General features: G+C 44.2%; 16 protein-coding genes. 11 read left to right on the forward strand and 5 right to left on the reverse strand.

Annotation, left to right across the window (positions count from 1 at the left end):
* Positions 1-68: 68 nt before the first annotated feature.
* On the forward strand, positions 69-1,397 hold the full coding sequence (locus HB679_RS15070) for a histidine-type phosphatase (RefSeq protein WP_214072829.1): 1,329 nt from the start codon (positions 69-71) through the stop codon (positions 1,395-1,397).
* A gap of 68 nt (positions 1,398-1,465) precedes the next feature.
* On the opposite strand, the gene HB679_RS15075 is transcribed toward HB679_RS15070, so the two are convergent.
* Positions 1,466-1,705, reverse strand: coding sequence for a helix-turn-helix transcriptional regulator (locus tag HB679_RS15075; protein ID WP_214072830.1), 240 nt, complete (start codon positions 1,703-1,705; stop codon positions 1,466-1,468).
* 217 nt (positions 1,706-1,922) lie between these two features.
* Here HB679_RS15075 and HB679_RS15080 point away from each other — a divergent pair, with 217 nt between their 5' ends.
* The 4 genes from HB679_RS15080 to HB679_RS15095 all read left to right on the forward strand — a co-directional run bounded on the left by HB679_RS15080 (position 1,923) and on the right by HB679_RS15095 (position 6,823).
* Complete coding sequence (locus HB679_RS15080) at positions 1,923-4,130, forward strand: putative Ig domain-containing protein (RefSeq protein ID WP_214072831.1); 2,208 nt, start codon at positions 1,923-1,925, stop codon at positions 4,128-4,130.
* Between the two features lie 195 nt (positions 4,131-4,325).
* Complete coding sequence (rlmD, locus tag HB679_RS15085; protein WP_214072832.1) at positions 4,326-5,762, forward strand: 23S rRNA (uracil(1939)-C(5))-methyltransferase RlmD; 1,437 nt, start codon at positions 4,326-4,328, stop codon at positions 5,760-5,762.
* A gap of 64 nt (positions 5,763-5,826) precedes the next feature.
* Positions 5,827-6,225: a hypothetical protein gene (locus HB679_RS15090; protein WP_214072833.1), complete on the forward strand. Its 399-nt coding sequence runs from the start codon at positions 5,827-5,829 to the stop codon at positions 6,223-6,225.
* Positions 6,226-6,313: 88 nt separating this feature from the next.
* Positions 6,314-6,823 (forward strand): phosphoribosyltransferase family protein, encoded by a 510-nt coding sequence (locus HB679_RS15095; RefSeq protein ID WP_214072857.1) that lies wholly within the window; start codon positions 6,314-6,316, stop codon positions 6,821-6,823.
* Between the two features lie 3 nt (positions 6,824-6,826).
* Here HB679_RS15095 and HB679_RS15100 read toward each other — a convergent pair whose 3' ends face one another.
* The gene (locus HB679_RS15100) at positions 6,827-7,210 is read right to left on the reverse strand and encodes a VOC family protein (protein WP_214072834.1); all 384 of its coding nucleotides are present in this window, start codon (positions 7,208-7,210) and stop codon (positions 6,827-6,829) included.
* A gap of 79 nt (positions 7,211-7,289) precedes the next feature.
* On the opposite strand from HB679_RS15100, the gene HB679_RS15105 reads away from it, so the two are divergent.
* From HB679_RS15105 to HB679_RS15125, 5 genes are all read left to right on the forward strand, one after another.
* Positions 7,290-7,838 (forward strand): DNA-3-methyladenine glycosylase I, encoded by a 549-nt coding sequence (locus HB679_RS15105; RefSeq protein ID WP_214072835.1) that lies wholly within the window; start codon positions 7,290-7,292, stop codon positions 7,836-7,838.
* A 251-nt stretch (positions 7,839-8,089) separates the two neighbouring features.
* A complete protein-coding gene (polA, locus tag HB679_RS15110; protein WP_214072836.1) occupies positions 8,090-10,906 on the forward strand; it encodes a DNA polymerase I in 2,817 nt (938 codons plus the stop codon).
* Positions 10,907-11,158: 252 nt separating this feature from the next.
* Entirely contained in the window at positions 11,159-13,966 is a 2,808-nt protein-coding gene (locus HB679_RS15115) for a family 43 glycosylhydrolase (protein WP_214072837.1), read from the forward strand.
* A gap of 439 nt (positions 13,967-14,405) precedes the next feature.
* Positions 14,406-15,845 (forward strand): glycogen/starch synthase, encoded by a 1,440-nt coding sequence (locus HB679_RS15120; RefSeq protein WP_214072838.1) that lies wholly within the window; start codon positions 14,406-14,408, stop codon positions 15,843-15,845.
* On the forward strand, positions 15,835-17,097 hold the full coding sequence (locus HB679_RS15125; RefSeq protein ID WP_214072839.1) for a glucose-1-phosphate adenylyltransferase: 1,263 nt from the start codon (positions 15,835-15,837) through the stop codon (positions 17,095-17,097). Before HB679_RS15120 ends, HB679_RS15125 begins: the two co-directional genes overlap by 11 nt.
* Positions 17,098-17,246: 149 nt before the next feature.
* Here HB679_RS15125 and HB679_RS15130 read toward each other — a convergent pair whose 3' ends face one another.
* The gene (locus HB679_RS15130) at positions 17,247-18,122 is read right to left on the reverse strand and encodes an NAD(P)H-binding protein (protein ID WP_214072840.1); all 876 of its coding nucleotides are present in this window, start codon (positions 18,120-18,122) and stop codon (positions 17,247-17,249) included.
* A gap of 88 nt (positions 18,123-18,210) precedes the next feature.
* Between HB679_RS15130 and HB679_RS15135 the strand changes: the two genes are divergently transcribed.
* Entirely contained in the window at positions 18,211-18,588 is a 378-nt protein-coding gene (locus HB679_RS15135; protein WP_214072841.1) for a helix-turn-helix domain-containing protein, read from the forward strand.
* 7 nt (positions 18,589-18,595) lie between these two features.
* Here HB679_RS15135 and HB679_RS15140 read toward each other — a convergent pair whose 3' ends face one another.
* Both HB679_RS15140 and HB679_RS15145 read right to left on the reverse strand, forming a co-directional pair.
* Positions 18,596-18,754 (reverse strand): hypothetical protein, encoded by a 159-nt coding sequence (locus tag HB679_RS15140; RefSeq protein WP_214072842.1) that lies wholly within the window; start codon positions 18,752-18,754, stop codon positions 18,596-18,598.
* Between the two features lie 209 nt (positions 18,755-18,963).
* On the reverse strand, positions 18,964-21,552 hold the full coding sequence (locus HB679_RS15145; protein WP_214072843.1) for a glycoside hydrolase family 38 C-terminal domain-containing protein: 2,589 nt from the start codon (positions 21,550-21,552) through the stop codon (positions 18,964-18,966).
* Between the last annotated feature and the right edge of the window lie 340 nt (positions 21,553-21,892).

Below are 21,892 nucleotides of genomic sequence, written 5' to 3' on the forward strand. Positions count from 1 at the left end.
ATAAAGGAAGATTTAGGGTCGGCTTTTGCCGATCCTTTCCTATTTTTAAACCAGATGACTTTGATGTAATGATAAAGAAGCTATTTTACCTGTTAACTTTGTTTGCAAGTGTACTGGCCGGCACGGTCCAGGCTCAGGAGTTCTTAGGAACCAAGTCGCTGTACCAGGCTCCTGCCCAAACACAAACACCTGTCCCGGCCGGATACAAAGCCGTATTTATTAATCATGTAGGCCGCCACGGGGCAAGGCATTTAACCAAAGAGGTTAATACTTCATATGCTTATAATTTATTGATTAAAGCCGATAGCGCCAAAGCGCTAACACCTAAAGGCGAAGCCTTGCTAAAAATGGTCAAAGCATTGGATGTAGTTGAGCGGGGAAAGGTCAAATCTATATCGGCCGAAGGTATACAGGAGCTTCAGGATATTGGCGAACGCATGTATATGCAAAACCCTACTGTGTTTGCCGGCGCACCTAAACTAAATATTACCGAAACCAAAGAGATCCGCACCAAACAAAGTGCCGATGCCTTCCTCACTGGCCTGAGGAAAGGCTTCACTGCCGAGCCTGTTATCAAAGAATATATAGATGATACCGACCTTCGTTTTTACGATTTCTCGCCAACATATACGCAGTATGAAGATGACGGCCCCTGGGTTAAATATCGCGAAGCCATCGCAAAACAAAACCATTTAACCGATGTGTATAACGCCACGACTCAGCGTTTTTTTAAGCCAAAATTTTTAAAAACTTTAAGCGCCGCTAATCGCGAAAAATTGGTGAGTGATGTTTATGGATTTTATGCTATCACCTTTTCACTAAAACACGAGATCTCAAAAATTGGTTTAAAACAGGCCGACGTGGCTTTCAATATGTTATTTATCCCTTCAGAGATGAAGGCACTTTCAAAAATTGAGGAAGCCGACGATTTTTATGCAAAAGGCCCGGGTATAGACCCTAATGGAATACAGGTGCGCATTGCCGCACCATTACTGGTTGATTTCATTAACACATCAGACGAATTTGTAAAAAACGGCACCTATAACGCCAATCTGCGTTTTGCGCATGCCGAGACGGTGTCGCCAATAGCTACTTTGATGGATATTGATATAGCCTCGCGCTATGCTTTTATAACGGATGTTCACGGGGTATGGCAGGCTGCCAATGTTATTCCGTTAAGTGCAAATATCCAATGGATATTTTATAAAAACAACGCAGGCAATTATTTGGTAAAAGTTTTATTGAATGAAAAAGAAGTGCACATTCTCAGCGTTAAAACCACTACCTACCCATACTACAACTGGGGCGATCTGCGTAAATTTTACACAGCCAAATTAAAAAGCCTGAATGTAGGATTGACAGACGATATGAGCGCCTATTTGAAAAATGTAAAATAGCTAAAGCGTAAACCGCAAAGCCTCAATGCCGGTAACGACGTTGGGGCTTTTGCTGTTTATAGAACAATCTAATTATTGTTGATTTTTTGTGCGAGCGGTTTTTGGGTATCAATCAAATCGCACACTTCAAACTCAAACACCTCGGCAATTTCAAAGATCCTTTGCAGGCTGATGCTTGATTGCCCAATCTCAATTTTGCTATAAGCATTTTGAGATATATTTAGCCGCAAACCCAAATATTCCTGCGAGTAGTTTCTATACAATCTGGCAGTTTTAATATTCGCAGCTATGACACTCTTATTATACATAACGTTTTCTTATAGTTTATTATAGATGTACAATAAGATACGAAGCTTACAGGCGCATAGTTTTTTTAAATTTAACATTGTGTTTATAGAATTTAAAAGGATGTGCCAGGCCCATTACTTAAATAAAAATTTATCCCTACATTTATTGCCGGGCGGGCTGCCCTTAAGCCATGTTCAAAACCGATTTGTATTAACCTTAGTAAAGCAATAAAATCTGATGAAGAAAAATTTGATTCTTTTACTGCTGCTTGTACCGTTTTTAAACGTAAACGCGCAGCGTATCTCTATTAAAAAAGGCTGGAAATTAATGATTGGCGATAACCCGGAATGGTCTGCACCCGGCTTTAATGATTCGGGCTGGCAAACTGCCGATCTGAACCGCCCCTGGGAACAACAAGGCCATCAAAACTACGATGGTTTTGGATGGTACCGCACGCATGTAGTTATACCCTCATCCTTAAAAGAAAAAGCTTTTTTAAAAGACAGCTTATTGTTAAACCTGGCCAGCGTTGATGACAATGATGAGGTTTTTTTAAACGGCACACTTATAGGTAAATATGGCGGCCACAGAGGCAACATTAAAGAAGGTCATTATGGACCCCGTTCTTATAAAATTGCAAGCAACAACCCTGCACTTTTGTGGGATAAAGACAACGTAATAGCCGTTCGTATTTATGATACCGGTGGCGACGGCGGTATTTACGGTGAAAAATTCGAGATCCACATGGCCGACATTATGGAAGGCGTGGAATATAACACCAGCGCCGATTTTAGTTATGGCGACAAAAACATGCTGGGCAAAACCATCAAGTTAGAAACTAAAAATGTTTACAAATATGCGGGCACACTTTCACTAAAAGTAACAGATCCAGAAACCGGTGCGGTGATATTAAGCAAAACAACAGACAATGCTAATTTCACTAAAGGCAGCCCGTTTTCATGGTGGTTTACCTTTAACACATCGCAAAAAAAATCATATAATATCATTTATACCTTTCACGATAAAAAAACAGGTACAGAGATCTCAGAAACCGAAACTACTCCTTATATCCTTACGCCTGCTGTTGGCTTAGCGCCACGCATCAACGGAGCGTCGACATTTGGTGTGCGCCCCGGCCACGAGGTATTGTTTTTGATACCGGCCACTGGTTTAACACCGCTAACTTATAAAGTAGCAGGTTTACCTGCCGGTTTAAAGGTTGATAAATCAAAAGGGATCATTACCGGTGTGGTTAATAAAGCCGGCAATTATCCGTTGACTTTTACAGTAACTAACCGTAAAGGTACTGCCACCAAAAAGTTCGTTTTAGCTATTGGCGACAAAATTGGCTTAACCCCTGCATTGGGATGGAACAGCTGGAACGCCTGGGGCCTTAGTGTGAACGACGAAAAAGTACGCACCGCTGCGCGCGAAATGTCTGAACGCTTAGCTTCGCACGGCTGGTCATACATCAACATTGACGATGGCTGGGAAGCAGACAGCCGTGATGCCAATGGCAAGATCGTTACTAACAACAAATTCCCTGATATGAAGGGTTTGACCGATTATGTGCACAGCCTTGGCTTGCGTATGGGTATCTACTCGTCGCCCGGCCCGCGCACTTGCGGTGGGTACCTAGGCAGCTATCAGCATGATGATGATGATGCCATAACTTATGGCGATTGGGGTATTGACTATTTGAAATACGACTGGTGCTCGTATGGCGAAATTGCGCCAAACCATCCTGATTTGGATGATATGAAAAAGCCTTACCTGGTAATGCGTAAATCATTAGATAAAGCTAGCCGTGATATATTATTTAGCTATTGCCAATATGGTATGGGCGATGTTTGGAAGTGGGGCGCAGAAGCCGGCGGTAACAGCTGGAGAACTACAGGCGATATCACCGATACCTGGAGCAGCATGTCTGGCATTGGTTTTAACCAGGACAAAGCCGCACCTTATGCAGGCCCGGGCCATTTTAATGACCCTGATATGCTGGTAGTTGGTAAAGTAGGCTGGGGACCAACCATACACAATACCCGCCTTACTTTTGACGAGCAATACACCCACATCAGTTTGTGGAGTCTGTTGGCATCGCCATTATTAATTGGCTGCGATATGGGCCACGTAGATAGGTTTACACTAAACCTGTTAACTAATGACGAGGTGATTGCCATTAGCCAGGATGCTTTGGGTAAAGAAGCCCGCCAATACGTTAAAAAAGACGACTACCAGATCTGGGTTAAACAACTGAGCAATGGCCGCAAAGCAATTGGCTTGTTTAATACTTCTGACAAATATCAAACCATCAGCCTGCCAAAAAGCGATGCTGCTTTGAAAGGTTTCACCAAATACAGAGACGCATGGCGTCAGCAAAACTTAACTGCGGTTAGTGGTAAAGTTGCGCCGCATGGCGTATTGCTGGTTACGGTGTCTAAGTAGAGGAGTTAGTTATTAATTAAGCCGGCATCAGGCAACAGTAATGTTATTTGATGCCGGCTTTGTCTTTTACAGATCTGTCATTGCGAGCGAAGCGTGGCAATCGCAAGGATGCAATGTTCGCGATTGCCGCGCTTCGCTCGCAATGACAGATATCTTGTATTCAACCAATCACTAAAAGCCTTACCTTTGCGCGCAATGAGCAGAAAAGGACCCAAGAACCAGGTTTTCGAGAACGTAAGCATAATTGACATTGCCGAAGAAGGCAAAGGTGTAGGCAAGGCAGATGATTTTGTATTATTTGTAGAAAAAGCCATACCCGGCGATGTGGTGGATGTGATGGTATATCGCGCCAAAAAGAATTTCGGCGAAGCCAGGATCGTCGATCTGAAAAAAGCCAGCGAACATCGCGTTAAACCATTCTGCGAACATTTTGGCACCTGCGGCGGCTGCAAATGGCAGCACATGACTTATGATGCGCAGCTGCAGTTTAAACAGAAATCTGTATCAGACGCATTAAGCCGTTTGGCTAAAATAGAAGTTGGCGACATGTTGCCTATCATAGCCTCGCCTGCCGACAGGTACTACCGCAATAAACTTGAATTTACCTTCAGCAATAAACGCTGGCTATACGACGGCGAAAATCGTGAAGACGAAACCTTGAATATGAACGCACTTGGTTTTCATATCCCCGGTCGTTTTGATAAAATATTGGATGTACATCATTGCTATTTACAGGCAGAGCCAAGTAACGACATTCGTAACAAGATAGATGAATTTGCCAAGCAAAACGGTTATACCTATTACGATTTGCGCAGCCATGAGGGCAACTTGCGTAATCTGATCATCCGCACCTCATCAACCGGCGAGCTGATGGTGATAGTTGTTTTTGCTTACGCGGATGAAGAAGCGGTAAACAAACTGATGAACTTTGTTGAGGCTGAATTCCCGGAGATCACTTCACTATTATACATCCTCAACGAAAAGAAAAACGACACGATATTTGACCAGGATGTTGTAGCCTGGAAAGGCCCGGAATATATCCATGAAGAAATGCTGGGCATTCAGTTCCGTATTGGCCCGAAATCATTTTACCAAACCAACAGCATACAGGCTTTACGTTTGTACGAAATAACCCGCGACTTTGCCGGCTTTAAGGGTGATGAGTTGGTTTATGATCTATATACCGGCGCGGGCACTATCGCCAACTTTGTGGCAGGAAATGTTAAAGAAGTGGTTGGTGTTGAATATGTGCCAAGTGCTATTGAAGACGCCAAAATTAACAGCGCAATTAATAATATTACCAACACTAAGTTTTACGCTGGTGATATGAAAGATGTCCTGTCGGCCGAGTTTGTAGTTGAGCATGGCAAACCCCATGTGATCATTACCGACCCGCCGCGTGCCGGCATGCACCCCGATGTGGTGGCACGTTTAATGGAGATTGAAGCAGAAAAGATTGTGTACGTAAGTTGTAACGCTGCTACGCAGGCCCGTGACCTGCTGGTGCTGAAAGAAAAATACGACACGGTTAAAATACAGCCGGTAGATATGTTCCCGCATACACAACATGTGGAGAACGTGGTTTTATTGAAATTACGACCTCTCCCAGCCTCTCCAAAGGAGAAGAGCTAAAGAGGATTAAAAACTATTTAACAAAAAAGTCTCTCCTTTGGGGAGATTTAGAGGGGTGAGACTTATGAATCCTGAAGAATTATTTAATGAAGGCCGGGGTCAGCAGCAACAGCAGCCCGCGGCTGATAGTCCGTTAGTTGGCTTACAGCGCGAGCTGAAAATGTTTAGCGAATCTATACGCGAGGTAGCTGTAGAGATTATGGTGGAGGGCCTATCCAAATACCCCATTTTTGTAGCGCATCAGCATGAATTGAAACTCGGCGAGGTGATACTAGATCGTAACGATTTGAACACCGACTGGAGCATCCACGCCTCTACATTGGAGGAATTTGTAGAAAGAGGTGTGATCAAAAAAGAATTGAAGGATCGCTTCATCTCCAGCTATAAAAATCCTAACGACTTTATGTGTGTATTTGTAGTGGTTCCTGAAGGGGCAAACTTTGTGTTTGTACCTTATCAGTAACGCACAAAACGTCTTGTCATCTCGAAATGGCATAATTCTTTCTTAGAAATATTTAACTTTACTCCGGATGACGAACATCGGCGAAGCCATGGAAGACAAAAAAATACTCGTACTAAACAAACAGCAGATACAGCAAAAAATTGACAGGATTGCCTACCAGATACTGGAAGACAATTTTGAAGAGAAAGAGCTGATCATTGCCGGCATGTTGCCGCGTGGCGGTTTCCTGGCTGCCCGATTGAAAAAAGTATTGGATGAAATTGCTCCTTTTACCAGCACGCTATTAACTATAGATCTGGACCGTTTTAGCACCAGCCTAAACGCCAAAGTTGATTTTGACATTGAAATCTGCAACAACAAGGTAGTTATCCTGGTAGATGATGTGCTAAATAGCGGCAAGTCATTAGCCTACGGCTTTGGCATTTTCCTTGATGTACCGCTAAAGAAATTGCGTACTGTGGTATTGGTTGATCGTAATCACAAAAACTTTCCCATTAATACCGATTATTCGGGCATCGCGCTATCCACCATCATCAAAGAACATATTGATGTGGTTTTAAGCGAAACCGGCCAGGAAGATGCAGTTTATCTGAGATAAAAATTAGGCTTGCGCGTGCTCGGCGAAAGTTAATACGTAGCCGTTATTATCTTTTATCGAAAATTCGGTAGCGCCATAAAAAGTCTTTTCCAAACCTTTTAATACGGTAACTTTATCTTTAATACGCTCATAAAAGGCTTTGATGTTTTTAACGTCGATATAAAGCAATAAAGAGCCTCCATTGGTTCTTGATATTTCCGGCAGGTCATCCGCCAGGCTTTCAAAAGATTGAAGCATCATGGTTACGGCGCCGTTAACCATCATTGCCCAAACAAGGTCATCACCCTCTTCGGGTACAGACATCGTAACTTTAAAACCAAGCAGCTCATAAAAAGCTACCGTTGCTTTCATATCATAAGTAAAAATATTGGGTGATATTGCTTCCATTTTGTGAGGTTTGTTGCGGTTTAATGACCAGATAAAGATATCGAATTTCATAACTTTACCCAAGTAAAATCATATCACAATGACCAAAGAACTCACCCGCTGCGCCTGGTGCGGCAACGATGCGCTATACATGGAATACCACGACAAAGAGTGGGGCAAAACAACGCATGATGATAAGGTACTATTCGAATTTCTGATTCTGGAAGCAGCACAAGCCGGGTTGAGTTGGATAACCATCCTACGTCGCCGTGAAAACTATAAAAAGGCTTTTGCTGATTTTGATGTACATAAAGTGGCGGCTTTTGATAATGAGGACGTGGAACGATTGATGCAGGATGCAGGCATTATCCGCAATCGTTTAAAGATCATCTCGGCAATCAAAAATGCACAGTTGTTTTTGGAGCTGCAAAAGGAGTTTGGCTCGTTTGATCAATACCTGTATAGCTTTATGCCCGATGGTAAAACTATCGTCAATACATCTTCTTTGATTACATCGTCCGAATCGGACGCGATTAGCAAGGATATGAAAAAGCGTGGCTTTAAGTTTTTTGGCAGTACGATTTGCTACGCTTATATGCAGGCGGTTGGCATGGTGAATGATCATATACCGAGCTGTTCGTTTAAATAGCAAGCAGGGACTCACCCGACCATCGCTTCGCTTGGTCACCCTCTCTTCCGCAAGCGGGAAAGAGGGTTGTTAATTGTTAAAGCAGTTTCATGAACCCTCTTTCCACCGAAGGTGAAGAGAGGGTGGTCGAGCGAAGCAAAGACCGGGTGAGTCCCCCGTAATCCTCAAACAATCTATTCGCTTAACCAACATAAATTGTATTTTTGAGAAATCGGTGAAATCATAAATCAATCGGTGAAATCATAAAAACAATGAAGAAGCTTTTCCTTTTAGATGGTATGGCCCTGATATACCGGGCTCATTTTGCTTTGAGTAAAACCCCGCGCTTTACTTCGGGCGGTTTAAATACCTCGGCGGTGATGGGTTTTACCAATACCCTGTTGGATGTACTAAAAAAGGAAAAACCAACCCACATGGCCGTGGTGTTTGACACCGAAGCGCCAACCGAACGCCATACCGATTTTGCTGCGTACAAAGCACATCGCGAGCAAATGCCCGAAGATCTTTCTTCGGCATTACCCTATATTGTTAAGTTGATTTTAGGTTTCAATATCCCGGTAATTACCGCAGATGGTTATGAAGCCGATGACATTATTGGCACCCTGGCAAAAAAAGCGGAGAAAAAAGGCTACAAAGTTTATTGCATGACGCCTGATAAGGATTTCGCGCAGCTGGTGTCAGAGAATATCTTTATGTACAAACCCGCACGTATGGGTAATGACATGGAGATCTTGGGCGTGCCCGAGGTGTTAGCCAAATGGGAAATTGAACGCCCCGAGCAGGTAATTGATATTTTAGGTTTATGGGGCGACGCTGTCGACGGCATTCCCGGCATTCCGGGTGTGGGTGAAAAGACCGCCAAAGCCCTGATCAAACAATACGACTCGGTCGAAGGCATCATTGCACACAGCCATGAACTAAAAGGAAAGTTAAAAGAAAACGTAGAGGCTTTTGCCGAGCAAGGCCTGATGTCCAAGAAACTGGCGACCATCAACCTGAGCTCGCCCGTTGAACTGGATGAAGCTGGACTGGAAATGTGCGATCCTAGCAGAGAGTTGTTAGAACCTTTGTTTGCTGAACTGGAATTCAGAACACTGGGCCGCCGTGTTTTTGGTGACGACTTTAGCATAACTGAAATAAAAGCAGTATCGGCAGGCACACAAATAGATATGTTTGGCGCCCCTGTTGCCGAGGGCCGTACAACTTTAACAGTAGATATCCAGGATATTAAAGAACCTGCTTTTGAAACCGCCGCTAAAAATATCAATAACGTAGCACATACGTATTACCTGGCAGATACCAAAGAGAAACGCGTCGAATTGATCGGTATCCTGAAACAACAAAAAAGCTTTTGCTTTGATACGGAGACCACGGGTACCGACGCAAATAACTGCGAGCTGGTTGGCCTTTCATTCTCCATTAAAGCTACCGAGGGTTGGTACGTACCTGTACCTGTCGATCAGCAGGAAGTACAAGCCATTGTGGATGAATTTAAAAGCGTAATGGAAGATCCTGCAATCGGCAAGATCGGCCAAAATCTAAAGTTCGACATCCTGATGCTGAAATGGTACAACGTTGCCATTTGTGGCGATTTGTTTGATACCATGATGGCACATTATATCATCGACCCTGACACCCGCCACGGCATGGATGTTTTGAGTGAAAACTATTTAGGCTATAAACCGGTGTCAATCACTGAACTTATCGGACCAAAAGGCAAAAATCAAGGCAGCATGCGCGATGTAGAGATCGAAAAGATCAAAGAATACGCCGCCGAGGATGCCGACATCACCCTGCAATTAAAAGAAGTTTTCGAGCCAAAAATTAAACAGGTAGGTGCCGAAGATCTGTTACATAAAATAGAGAACCCATTAATCTACGTATTGGCCGACATTGAGCATGAAGGCGTACGGATAGATCATAATACGTTAAACGAGTTTTCGAAAGAGTTGGAAGGCGACATTGCCAAACTGGAGAAAATAGTTTACGAAAAAGCGGGTGTGCGCTTTAACATCGCATCGCCAAAACAACTGGGCGAGGTATTGTTCGAAAAACTAATGCTTGATCCGAAGGCAAAAAAAACCAAAACCGGCCAATACCAAACCGGCGAGGATGTGCTGTTGTCGCTGGCTAATAAGAGCGACATTGTGCGCGATATTTTGGATTACCGCCAGCTGCAAAAATTAAAGTCGACTTACGTTGATGCCTTGCCGACTATGGTAAACCAAAAAACCGGTCGCGTACATACCAGCTATAACCAAGCGGTTGCGGCCACGGGTCGTTTAAGTTCTACTAACCCTAACTTACAGAATATCCCTATCCGTACCGAGCGCGGTCGCGAGGTGCGTAAGGCCTTCATTCCGCGCGATGATGACCATGTAATTGTTTCTGCGGATTATTCGCAAATAGAACTACGTATCATTGCCGAGATCAGCAAAGATGCCAATATGATGGATGCCTTTGTAAAAGGCCTCGACATCCATACCGCTACCGCCGCCAATGTTTATGGCGTAGCTGTCGACGATGTGGACGGTACCCAACGCCGCAATGCCAAGGCTGTAAATTTTGGTATTATTTATGGGCAGTCGGCTTTTGGTTTATCGCAAAATCTTGGCATCCCGCGTAAAGAAGCCGCCGAGATCATTGAGAACTATTTCGTGCAGTTCCCGGGTATTAAACAATACATGACCGACACCATGAACTTCGCCCGCGAAAATGGTTATGTAACCACGCTGATGGGCCGTCGCCGTTACCTGCGCGATATTAATTCAGGCAATCAAACCGTTCGCGGTTTTGCTGAGCGAAATGCCATCAATGCCCCTATCCAGGGCTCGGCTGCCGACATGATCAAGATTGCTATGATCAACATCCATAAAGAATTTAAAGACCTTAAACTAGATAGCCGAATGACCATGCAGGTGCATGACGAGTTGGTGTTTGACGTACCTAAATATGAGTTGGAGATTGTGAAACCCATCATCCTCGACCGGATGAAGAATGCGATTAAAACTACTGTGCCTATTTTGGTTGAGATTGGGACCGGGGTGAATTGGTTGGAGGCGCATTAAGAAATAAGAAGCCTTTTTCCCAATAACATACCCATATTCCTACTACGTCATCGTGAGCGAGGAACGAGCGTGACGATCTCCGGCACGCGTTCAATGTCGCTTTAGCAGAGATTGCCACGCTCCGCTCGCAATGACGCGCGGGATTGTATTTCCCTCAACTATAATATTTTAGTTACCCAACTAAATATACCCTCATCTATTTTAGATTTGTGAGAGCCAATCTCTTAACCGTCTGCCAGGCAGATCTTCATCATGAAAAGAAAACTACTTGCCCTTGTTTTATGCTTAGCTTCAACTTACACACTATTTGCGCAGAGCAACCCGGTATTAGAAGGAATTGCTGATGCCGGCGCCATCAACTTTAATGGCAAATACTATTTGGCGGGGGTAGCTACCAACGGCGGATATTATGTTTCGGACGATCTGGTTAAATGGACCGGCCCGGTTCATGTTTTTTCGATGGATAATGACTGGACCAGGGGCAAACCGTTCGGCGACAATCAAATCCACGCCGCAGACATTCATTACTGGAATGGCAAATTCCATTTTTACTGGTCGGTTAATTTTTGGGGAGGTAAAGATGTAGTGGTACATGTGGGGCATGCTGTTGCTGACAATATCCTGGGACCTTATATAGAACCCGACAAGAAAACCTGGTTTGATAGCCGGATAGACGCCAATATGTTTATCAATACCGATAGCACTTTCTATTTTTATACCGTAAAGTTTACCGATGGCAATACCATTTGGGGGCAGCAAATGTCTGAGCCTGGAAAATTGACTGGCCAGCCCAAATATTTGTTTAACTCGCTGCCCGAAACCTGGGAACGATACGACAACAATGTAAATGAGGGACCATGGGTGATGAAATATCGTTCTAAATACTACCTCATGTACAATGCCAATCATACGGCTACCCAATACGGTAACTATGCTTTGGGTGTGGCTGAGGCTAATGATCCGCTGGGATTTAATAGTGGGGCTAAATACGGCTATCCGGTGGTGCAGCAAAATTTAACGGATAACCCGGAAGAACAGCGGTATTTTTTCACTTCGTCATTAGAAACTTTTAGTAACTGGAAATATACTTTTGATGCTCCGGCTAATGACTGGGCCAGTGCCGGCTTCACAGATTCTGGCTGGAAAAGCGGCGACAAAGGTTTTGGCAACCAAAACATGAAAGGCAGCACCGTTATAAGGCCGCAAAACAATTGGGATAGCGAAGATATATGGGTAAGAAAACAATTTAGCATGAAGCCTGCGCCTAGCCGCTACCTGCAATTACTGGTTAACCATACCGGACCTACAGAGATTTACATTGATGGCGAGCTAGTTTATAAAAATGAAAAATCCAACTATGCTACTATCGATCTTGACGAAAAAGTAATAGAAAAACTACAAGCGGGCAATAATGTAATTGCCATGCACAGCAAAAAAAGCAGGAGAGGTTCAAACCTGGATATAGAACTGGTAGATCCGCTAAACAAACCCGGCGACGACATTTTGTTCAATCCCGGCCAACCTAATATTTTAAAAGGGCCAAACGGCTTTGAATGGTGGCTCATCTATTTTGGCATTAAAAATGGTGACCGCCGCGGACAATTTGTAGATCGTGTTTTGTTTAACGATCATGAATTAACGGTTGACGGCATAACCGGAAACAAGACCAATGGCTATCACCCCAATCCATCACAACCTGTATTTGGCGACCTATTTAATACTGCAGACCAAGCCGGCTTCGATACCAAATGGGCTGTGAAGGCCGGCAAATGGCAAGTGCAAAATGACGAACTTAACCAAAGCGAGGTATCAACCAAAACCGTCGCTTTGATTAAAAGCCATAAGGCCACCAACTATCTGTTTAAAATCGGCGTTAAAAACAACTCGCCGAAAAAGGGTAATTCGGGTATTGTCGCTTATTACTGCGATGTCAGTAATTCGCTCGAAATTGGTTTTAACCAACAAGAAGGGGCCTGGTTTTCTAAATTGGTAAAAGATGGCAAAGTGTCAATCAAAAAGAATAAGCTATCTAACGTATTCAATTTTGATGTTTACCACAGTTTATCGGTTTATAAAAACGACAATCGGTTTGATGTTTTGATAGACGATAATCCGGCGCCGGGCAGCAACAAGATCTATGCATCATTCGCTGCACCAGGCATTCCCGGGATATTTACAGAAAAAAGCAGTGCATCGTTTGATGGCGCTATCTATACGCCTGGCTTCGATGAATATAATTCGACCATCACCGGCTGGAACAAATCGGTTAATGATGGAAACGCCAACGGCAAGTGGACGGTATCTAATCAAGGGATATCACATGCAGAAGAAAAAGCCAGCTATTCAGTTTTTAAAGGAGATTTACTGAATCAATATGAGTTTGCAACACAGCTTTATAAAAGCGAAGATGCAAAACCGGATAAAGGGATCGCCGGCATATACCCCGTTTACATCGACAAAGATAATTACCTGCGGGCGGGCATCGATTTTGAAAGCGGCATGCTCAATGTGTCGGGCAAATTGAAGGGTAAAGAAATAACCAATTTAAAACTGCCGCTAAAAAGAACGTTGGCCCAATATCCCGATCCTAAAAATGGCGACGGAATCACTAAGTTTTATCCACTGAAGAAAAACACAGAATTATCATCGTTAGAAATTGCCAAATCGGTTTACGACAGGCATGAATTTAAGATCAATACTTTCGATTCGCTGAATGTAACTTACCGCCACAACGGCATTTGGTATCCGCTCAAGTTTAAAGTAGTATCGCGCCATGATATGGCGGTTAACAAAATCGAATTCGACAAGATCACTGCCGACGCCATCAGGCTGGTAAGTGCTACCGCTGATTTTTCTGTACATGTTTATAAACTCTATGCCACTGAAGATCAAACGTCCGACTATAACTTACGTGCGGTTAAATTAGCCGATAAAGTGATCCTGTTTTTGGACGGCAAACAGGTAGCCGAAATTAAAGGCACATGGCCTGCATCGCAAGTTGGTTTGTTTGGGAAGGATGTGGGGGCTAGTTTTAATGGGATAATGTTGTTTGAGAAATAGACATAGTTTAAAACGACTACCTGCGAATGCTTTAATAACCCGATTGTCATTGCGAGCGGAGCGCGGCAATCGCGAACATTGCATCCTTGCGATTGCTTCGTCGTACCTCCTCGCAATGACAAACGGTGATTCCTAGCTAGTACCCGTTAGGGATAGCAGCGGATACCGGCCTGTGCCTAATGCCTGAAGCCGTATGAGCGGATAGCCCGTCCGCCGACAGGCGGAAACGCCCAAATCACAACACCTCACCCTCAATACCTTACCTCCAAAAATTACAATTATCTTAATTTCAACCATCTCATAAATGCCAAAATTGCCATTATTGCAATTCAACCGCTTGTTAGCCTAAATATTTACACTTAAAAAAACACTTTTTTCAAATTATGTGTTTGTTTATTTACCTTATTGTTTAGTACCTTGATCACAGCATATTAAACTAATGAAAATTTACCACCTAAGTGCCGAATGTTACCCCGTTGCCAAAGTTGGCGGCCTTGCCGACGTGGTTGGCGCGTTGCCTAAATACCAAAACTTAGCCGGGCTTGACGCTGCCGTGGTAATGCCTTTTTACGATCGCAAATTTACGCGCGAGAACGAGTTTGAAACCGTTTTCCAGAGCGCTACCTTGCTGGGCACCCGCCGTTTGTATTTTGAGATTCTGAAAGAAAAAACTGACAAACTGGGCTTCTCTTTATACCTTGTTAAGATCCCGGGACTTGTTGATCGCGAAAATATTTACAGTTACCCTGACGAAACGGAGCAGTTCATTGCTTTCCAGATTGCTTTTCTGGATTGGATCAGCTATTCACAGCAATCGCCGGATATTATTCATTGCCATGACCATCATTCGGGCCTGGTTCCGTTTTTATTAAAATACTCCAAACTATATACCCGTATTGCAAAAACGCACACCATATTTACTATTCATAACGGTCAATATCATGGCGCTTTTGGCTGGGATAAATTATCGTATCTGCCAGAGATAGACCTCACCAAAACTGGTCTGTTGGACTGGAGCGGGGGCATTAATCCGCTGGCCTCGGCTGTGCGTTGTGCTGACAGATATACTACCGTATCGCCAAGTTATCTGGATGAGTTATCTCATAACTCGAACGGATTAGAATACCTCTTCTTTTTAGAGCGCGGCAAAGGTGTGGGTATTATCAACGGTATTGATACCGAGGTATGGAACCCGGCTACCGACCCAATGATTACGGAGAAATTTACCGCGACCAAAGTAACTGCCGGTAAACAGAAAAACAAAGAGGCGCTATGCACCCGGTTTAATCTGGATCCGACTAAGCCGTTGATTAGCTTTATCGGCAGATTAGTAGTTGAGAAAGGCGCCGACTTACTGGCCGAAGCGCTGGAAACCAGCTTGGAGGACTATGCCGGTAAAGTAAACTTCCTGATTCTTGGAGCCGGCGACCCGGATACTGAAATGGAACTGCAGGAGCTTAAAGAAAAGTTCCCGGCAGATTGCAATGTGTATATAGGCTATAATGAAGAACTGGCACACCTGTTTTATGCAGGCTCAGACTTTTTGCTGATGCCCAGCCGCGTAGAGCCTTGCGGGCTAAACCAACTATACTCGTTACGTTACGGCACCATGCCTATGGTACGCAGTACCGGCGGTTTGAAAGACACCGTTATTGATTTTGGCGATACAGGCGGCTACGGCATCCGTTACCTTAAAACCAGTGTCGAGGATATCTGTTACTCGATTGGCCGAGCCATTGAGCTTTATGCCGACCCTAAAAAATTACAAACCTTACGTAAGCGGATGATGGCCCTCGATTTTTCGTGGGATGTATCTGCTAAACAATATATGGAACTATATAACAGCATCACTTCAACAACAACAACACATGACATCTAAAGTAATTTGTATTGTACTTGGCGGTGGCCAGGGCAGCCGTTTGTATCCCCTTACTGCAACACGCTCCAAACCGGCCGTGCCTATTGCAGGCAAATACCGTTTGGTTGACATCCCTATCTCTAACTGCTTACACTCGGGCATTACCCGTATTTACGTGTTAACGCAGTTTAACTCGGCGTCGTTGAATAAGCACATCAAAAACACTTATCACTTTAGTAGTTTTAGCGAGGCTTTTGTTGATATCCTTGCGGCCGAGCAAACCCCTACCAGCGGTGGTTGGTTCCAGGGTACTGCCGATGCTGTGCGCCAGAGCTTGCATCACCTTGCTGTACATGAGTTTGATTATGTGTTGATCCTATCGGGCGACCAATTGTACCAGATGGACTTTGACCATATGTTGAGTGAGCACATTGAGAAAAAGGCCGATATCTCTATCGCTACCATACCTGTGCATGCCAATGATGTGCCGGGCTTTGGAATCTTAAAAACTGATGCGGAAAGTTTCATTACCGAGTTTGTTGAAAAACCGAAGACTGATTTCGAGAAATTACAATCAGAAACCAGCGCAGAGATGAAGGCCCAGGGACGCAATTATCTGGCATCAATGGGTATTTATATATTTAACCGTAAGCTGTTGTATGATACGCTGCAAAGCAATAACCATCCCGACTTTGGCAAAGAGATCATCCCGCAGTCTATAGGTAATCATAAAGTATTGAGCTATCAGTATGAAGGCTACTGGACCGATATTGGAACCATCCCTTCATTCTTTGACGCCAACTTAGGTTTGACTGATGATATCCCGCAGTTTAACCTGTTCGACAAGAACTACATATTTACCCGTGCACGTATGCTGCCGCCGTCAAAAATTTCAGGTACGCACATGGAGAAGGCTATTGTTGCAGATGGTTGCATCATCAATGCCGATCATATTATTCGGTCGGTAATAGGTATCCGTACCCGCATAGGTTTTGATACGACTATCGAGAACTGCTATATAATGGGCAGCGATAACTACCAAACCCTGGAGCAAATGGCAGAGTGCCATGAAAACAACCAGCCAATTATGGGTATTGGCGACCGGTGCCAGATCAAAAATGCCATCATCGATAAAAACACCCATATAGGCAATGACGTAGTTATTAACTGCGGCGAGCCATTGCCTAATGGTGACTACCCTACCCACACCGTACAGGACGGCATTGTGGTGGTTAAAAAGCGTGCGGTAATACCAAACGGTACTGTTATTTAATAAAAACTGATCTCTATAATTGAAAAGCCCCGGCGAGCGGGGCTTTTTTATTTGTCATTACTCTCTGAATCTACTCCATCTATAGGTGGAGAGACTTTTTAAATGGAATACATTTGAAGCCCTCCCTGCCGGGGAGGATTTAGGAGGGGCTAAAACGCATGCTTAAACTCCTGCGCAAAATCTTCCAACTTAACTTTACCCAATACGGGTTTGTGCTTGTAATAATCTTCAAACATTTTACCGGTGCGTACAGATACACCCATTTCGGTGTAATTGCTGGCTACCTCTTCAGGTAAGCCCGCTCCAACGGCTCCTGCGATGTTATCGGCATCGCTAAATTCAATCCATGGTAATTCTGGCTTACCGATGGCGATGCCTAATACCTTGGCTACTTCGGCAGCTGTTCTTTCGTCGCTGGCAACGTAGCGTACGCTTTTACCGGTGAAATCGCTTTGTAATTCCTCAGCTGCTGCCGCGGCAATGTCGGTAGGGTGTACCATGATCAGATTGGTGTCTGCTCCCCAGTTACTACCAATAATGCCCACATGTTGAATCATGCCCACATTTGCATAAAAATTGGTGTAAAAGAAACCCGGGCGCAGGTGTTTAACGGCAACACCTGCCAATTTATCATAAATTTCTTCAACGCGATGGATGCCGGTAACCGGGCCGGTCCCATTTTCTAAATGCGCGCCTATACTGCTTAAGTGCACTATCTTTTTTATGCCATTGGCGGTAATCGCATCAGCATAGTTTTGGCCAATACCGGCTATCCAGTTTTTCCATTCGCTGGCGCCAAAGTTTGGCGGTACCATAGCGTAAACTGCGTCGGCACCGGCTAAGGCTTGCGTTAAAAAGTTAACGTTTTCTATTGAGCCAATGGCCGGCGTTGCGCCTAGCGCTTCGATGTCTTCGCTACGATCGGCATTGCTGCTGATAACGGTTACCTGGTGCCCTGCCTTTACTAATGTTTCGGTTAGCGGCTTACTGATATTGCCTAACGAACCTGTGATAATGATCTTCATAATTTTTTATTTGTTTTTTGTTAAGACAAAGGTATATTTGTACTTACTTTTATACAAGTACTTACCCCAAAGTAAGTAGAAGGGAATTATGACAGCGGTAAAAGAAAGCTCCACTCAAAACATTAATAAAACATATGCAGAAATGCGATGCCCGGTTACTTATGTAATGAATAAAATTGGAGGGCATTGGAAACCTATCATTCTGTATCAATTAATTAGCGGCCCAAAGCGCTATAGCGAATTACGCAGAGCGATACCGACTATTACCGAGAAAATGTTGATACAACATTTAAAACAAATGGAGGCAGATAATTTGGTGATTCGTAAAGCAGAGCCGGTAGTGCCGCCTTTTGTAACCTACAAGTTAAGTGAATCTGGCGAGGAATTAACGCCGGTTATGAGTGCCATGGTTGATTGGGCCATCAAGGATAATGACCGTTATGCAATGGAGGCGGAATCTAATTAATTGCGAATTACCTGCCCGCCGGTGTTAAAACCTGCAAACGCTGTTTGATTAGTTCAATATCTTCTTCCTGGATCAATAAAAAATTCCTGGCGTGTTCAAGCTCCTGAACTAAGGCCTCCTGGATATCTGATTTCATTTGGCGAATGGTAGTTTCCTTGTTTTTCATTCAGATAGGTTTGATATATTAAAGGTACAATTATTCTTTACTATCGCGATAACAAAAAGTGAATAAAGTGAATGATCTAGCTGTGGGTATAGCTTTCGGTTGCATCATAAGGACTTTTACGTAAGGTTAAATTAATTAATGCAATTGGTTGTTGTCTATAATAAAGCTAACATTTATAAAGTGATATTACCTGTTAGGTTTATTAATAGTTAACGAATGGCGTTGACAAACTTAAGTGTCCGGATGCCGAATCTGGGTAAATTAACGCTGGTTTCTGTGGCTGATTTTTCGGTTTGATTAACCGCCAATTCTTTTTTTATTTTGCCGTTTAATTCAATTAATTCTACTTTATCGACACTTAAATTTAGTTTGATTTTTTTGGGCTGATCGTCACCTTCTGCATTAAATATGCGCACCAATAAATCATGGCGAGCTACCGTTACCGACGAAATTTCCAGACCAGGGGTCCCTGAGATCATCGAACGCGACCAATCATTTGCCGCCGGCAATTTATCAGTTATGACAGCAGACAGCGGCTCATTAAATCGCGTGCTTTCCGTCCAGATACCGGCTTTGTCCCATTTGCCTGCATGAGGTATCAGCGCGTAATTCATCTCGGTAGGATATTTCAGTGTATAGTTTCGCCCCCACAAACCAACACCCGAGTAGGCAATGTCCACTCCCAGCGGAAAATCCTCGCCATGGGCATAGTTGGTTGTATGGTCAGTCAACATGGCCATACCATAGGTGTTGTTGGCATCAGTTACATCAACCCAATTTAACACTACATTATTTTTAATGCTGTCCCAACGGGTAAAAAAGGTATTATCCAACCGGCTCTCGGTAACATCAAACGGCGCATTCTTATAAACTTTTTGATTTTTTAAATTGAGCGGAAACAGAGCCAGTAATTTATCGCGGTCATCATAAAAAGCTTTTTGGAGCGATGTTGCTTCGTATTTGCCGGTTTGTCCGTACGGATTACCTATCGCCGGATTGCCCTTCCAGTTGATCTTTAAATGCACGTCGATGCGCCTTTGACTTTGGGTAAAAGTCAGAAGTTGCGTAAACGGATGACGATCAATCATGCCTTTAATTTGCAGTTTAACCTGCGCCGGGCCTTTATCTAAAATGGTAACTGTGGCAGGTTGGTCTGCACTTGAATGGAAGCCGCCATCTTTAAAAAAGTCGCCGCGTAATTCGTTGAATTTACGGGCATTGGTTTTGTCAACGAACTCTTTATTGCCTAATTGTTTAGCAACCAGGCTTTGAATGGTGCCACCTTTGGCGGGATCAATCAAAGCAGTATATAAATCGGTTTCCACCCGTACTCTGCCATCGGTTTGCGTAAACGCTTTGGCCCCGGGGGTAATGGTTGGTTTTTGTTTTTTTAGGCGATAAGAGGCATAGCCGATTGAAGGAACATCGGCCTTAAATAACATGGAGTAGCCGGCTGTATCACGAACTACCTGACTTGATATTTCATGATTCTTGTTATCCCATACACTGATTTTGCTGCCTAGGTTTGCCGGTAAAGCCACCTTGACAATTTCATTACGCCTTACGCCCAAAGTATTAAATACGCGGATGTATTGGCCCTTATTGCCGGTGCTCCCTGAAAGTAAAGCCTTCGAATGTTGTGCAATGCTGTCGGTATTTTTATTGGTGATGCCGGTCCAGTTTACCACCTTATCTGCCCAGGTGTTGCCCTGGCCCATATTATAAGGCACTATCCAGCAATCATGATGTTGTGACAATAGCAACCGCGTCCAACCCTCGTCAAGCGCAGCTTTTGGCCAGGCCGACTTTTTATAAACTGCGGCCATGGCAGCCAGCTTCTCGGCGGTGATGAGTTTATTTTCTGATACCCGCACCTGCTGTGCAATACGCTGCAAGATTTGCGATCCCCACACCAGGCTGGTCAGTACATCCTCTTGCGAGAATTTCCAATTTTCGGTTGGGATTTTGATGGATGAATTTTCGATGTAGTCTGTCCAGGTTTTGTATTGGGTTGGTTGGTAGCCGCCTTTACCATCGCCCATCATGGGGCCGCCTTTCCACCCTGCGTCCTGTAAGGTAAAAGCAACGGGATGCTGAATCCCGGCGTTAAATGCTGCATCAATAAATGCTTTGTTATTACTGTTGCCAATAGTTTCCCAGGTTGAGCCTGGCTTTAAAGCCTCTATTGCATAACGTGGCACCGTGACTAAAGAAGTACCATCCGGACCTATCCAGTTAACCAATTCGCCGCCATGTGCACGGGTATAACCGCCCCAGCAAGTGTTGGGATTTTTTAAAGACGCGTACTTAAAACCAAACGATTTCAAGATCTGCGGCAAAGCGCTGGTAAAACAAGGCTCTTCTGATGAATAAGTGGTAAATACCGCCGACGGGAAATGCTCGTGCAGGGTTTCCATGCCGTAGGCCAATTGGCGGATAATGCTCTCACCACTAATATTATATAGATAGCTTTGACCGTAAGCGGGGTTAACATATTCAATGCGCCGACCGGTAATGGATTGATCGGCAAACAATGCACGGAAATCGTTATAAGCCTTTTCATCTTTTTGTTTGGCTACGGCCCAGGTTTCAGGCTCTATCTCGAGGTTGATCTTCCAGTCGGGATGATTGGTCAGTTGGTCGGCCATGAAGCGGGTGTTCCAATCCGGGTAATGGCCCCAAACGCCGCCATGATAACCATCGATGAAGTAAGCAGGTTGTTGCGCAAGCAAGTTCGTGGTAAATACTAGCGAAAAGCAAAACGCTGTAAGCGTCGCCCGTACGAAGGTTGATTTCATGGTTACGGTAATTGGCCGGTTAAAAATAGCGAATTTGAGGGAGGATGTGAATTTATCGCACGGAGGACTCACCCCGCCGACGCTTCGCTGGGCGACCCTCTCTTCACCTTCGGTGAAAAGAGGGTGAAAAATTCTTGTCATTGCGAGCGTAGCGCGGCAATCGCAAGGAGGACGGCTTAAACGCGTGCGATTGCTTCGTCGTTCCTCCTCGCAATGACAATATCTTTTACTAACCCTCTTTCCCGCTTGCGGAAGAGAGGGTGGTCGAGCGAAGCAAAGACCGGGTGAGTCACCGCCATTCCAATCATAACATTTTGCTTACAAACAGGCATTTGCCAAC

This window comes from Mucilaginibacter sp. dw_454, from assembly GCF_018449775.1.
Classification (GTDB): Bacteria; Bacteroidota; Bacteroidia; order Sphingobacteriales; family Sphingobacteriaceae; genus Mucilaginibacter.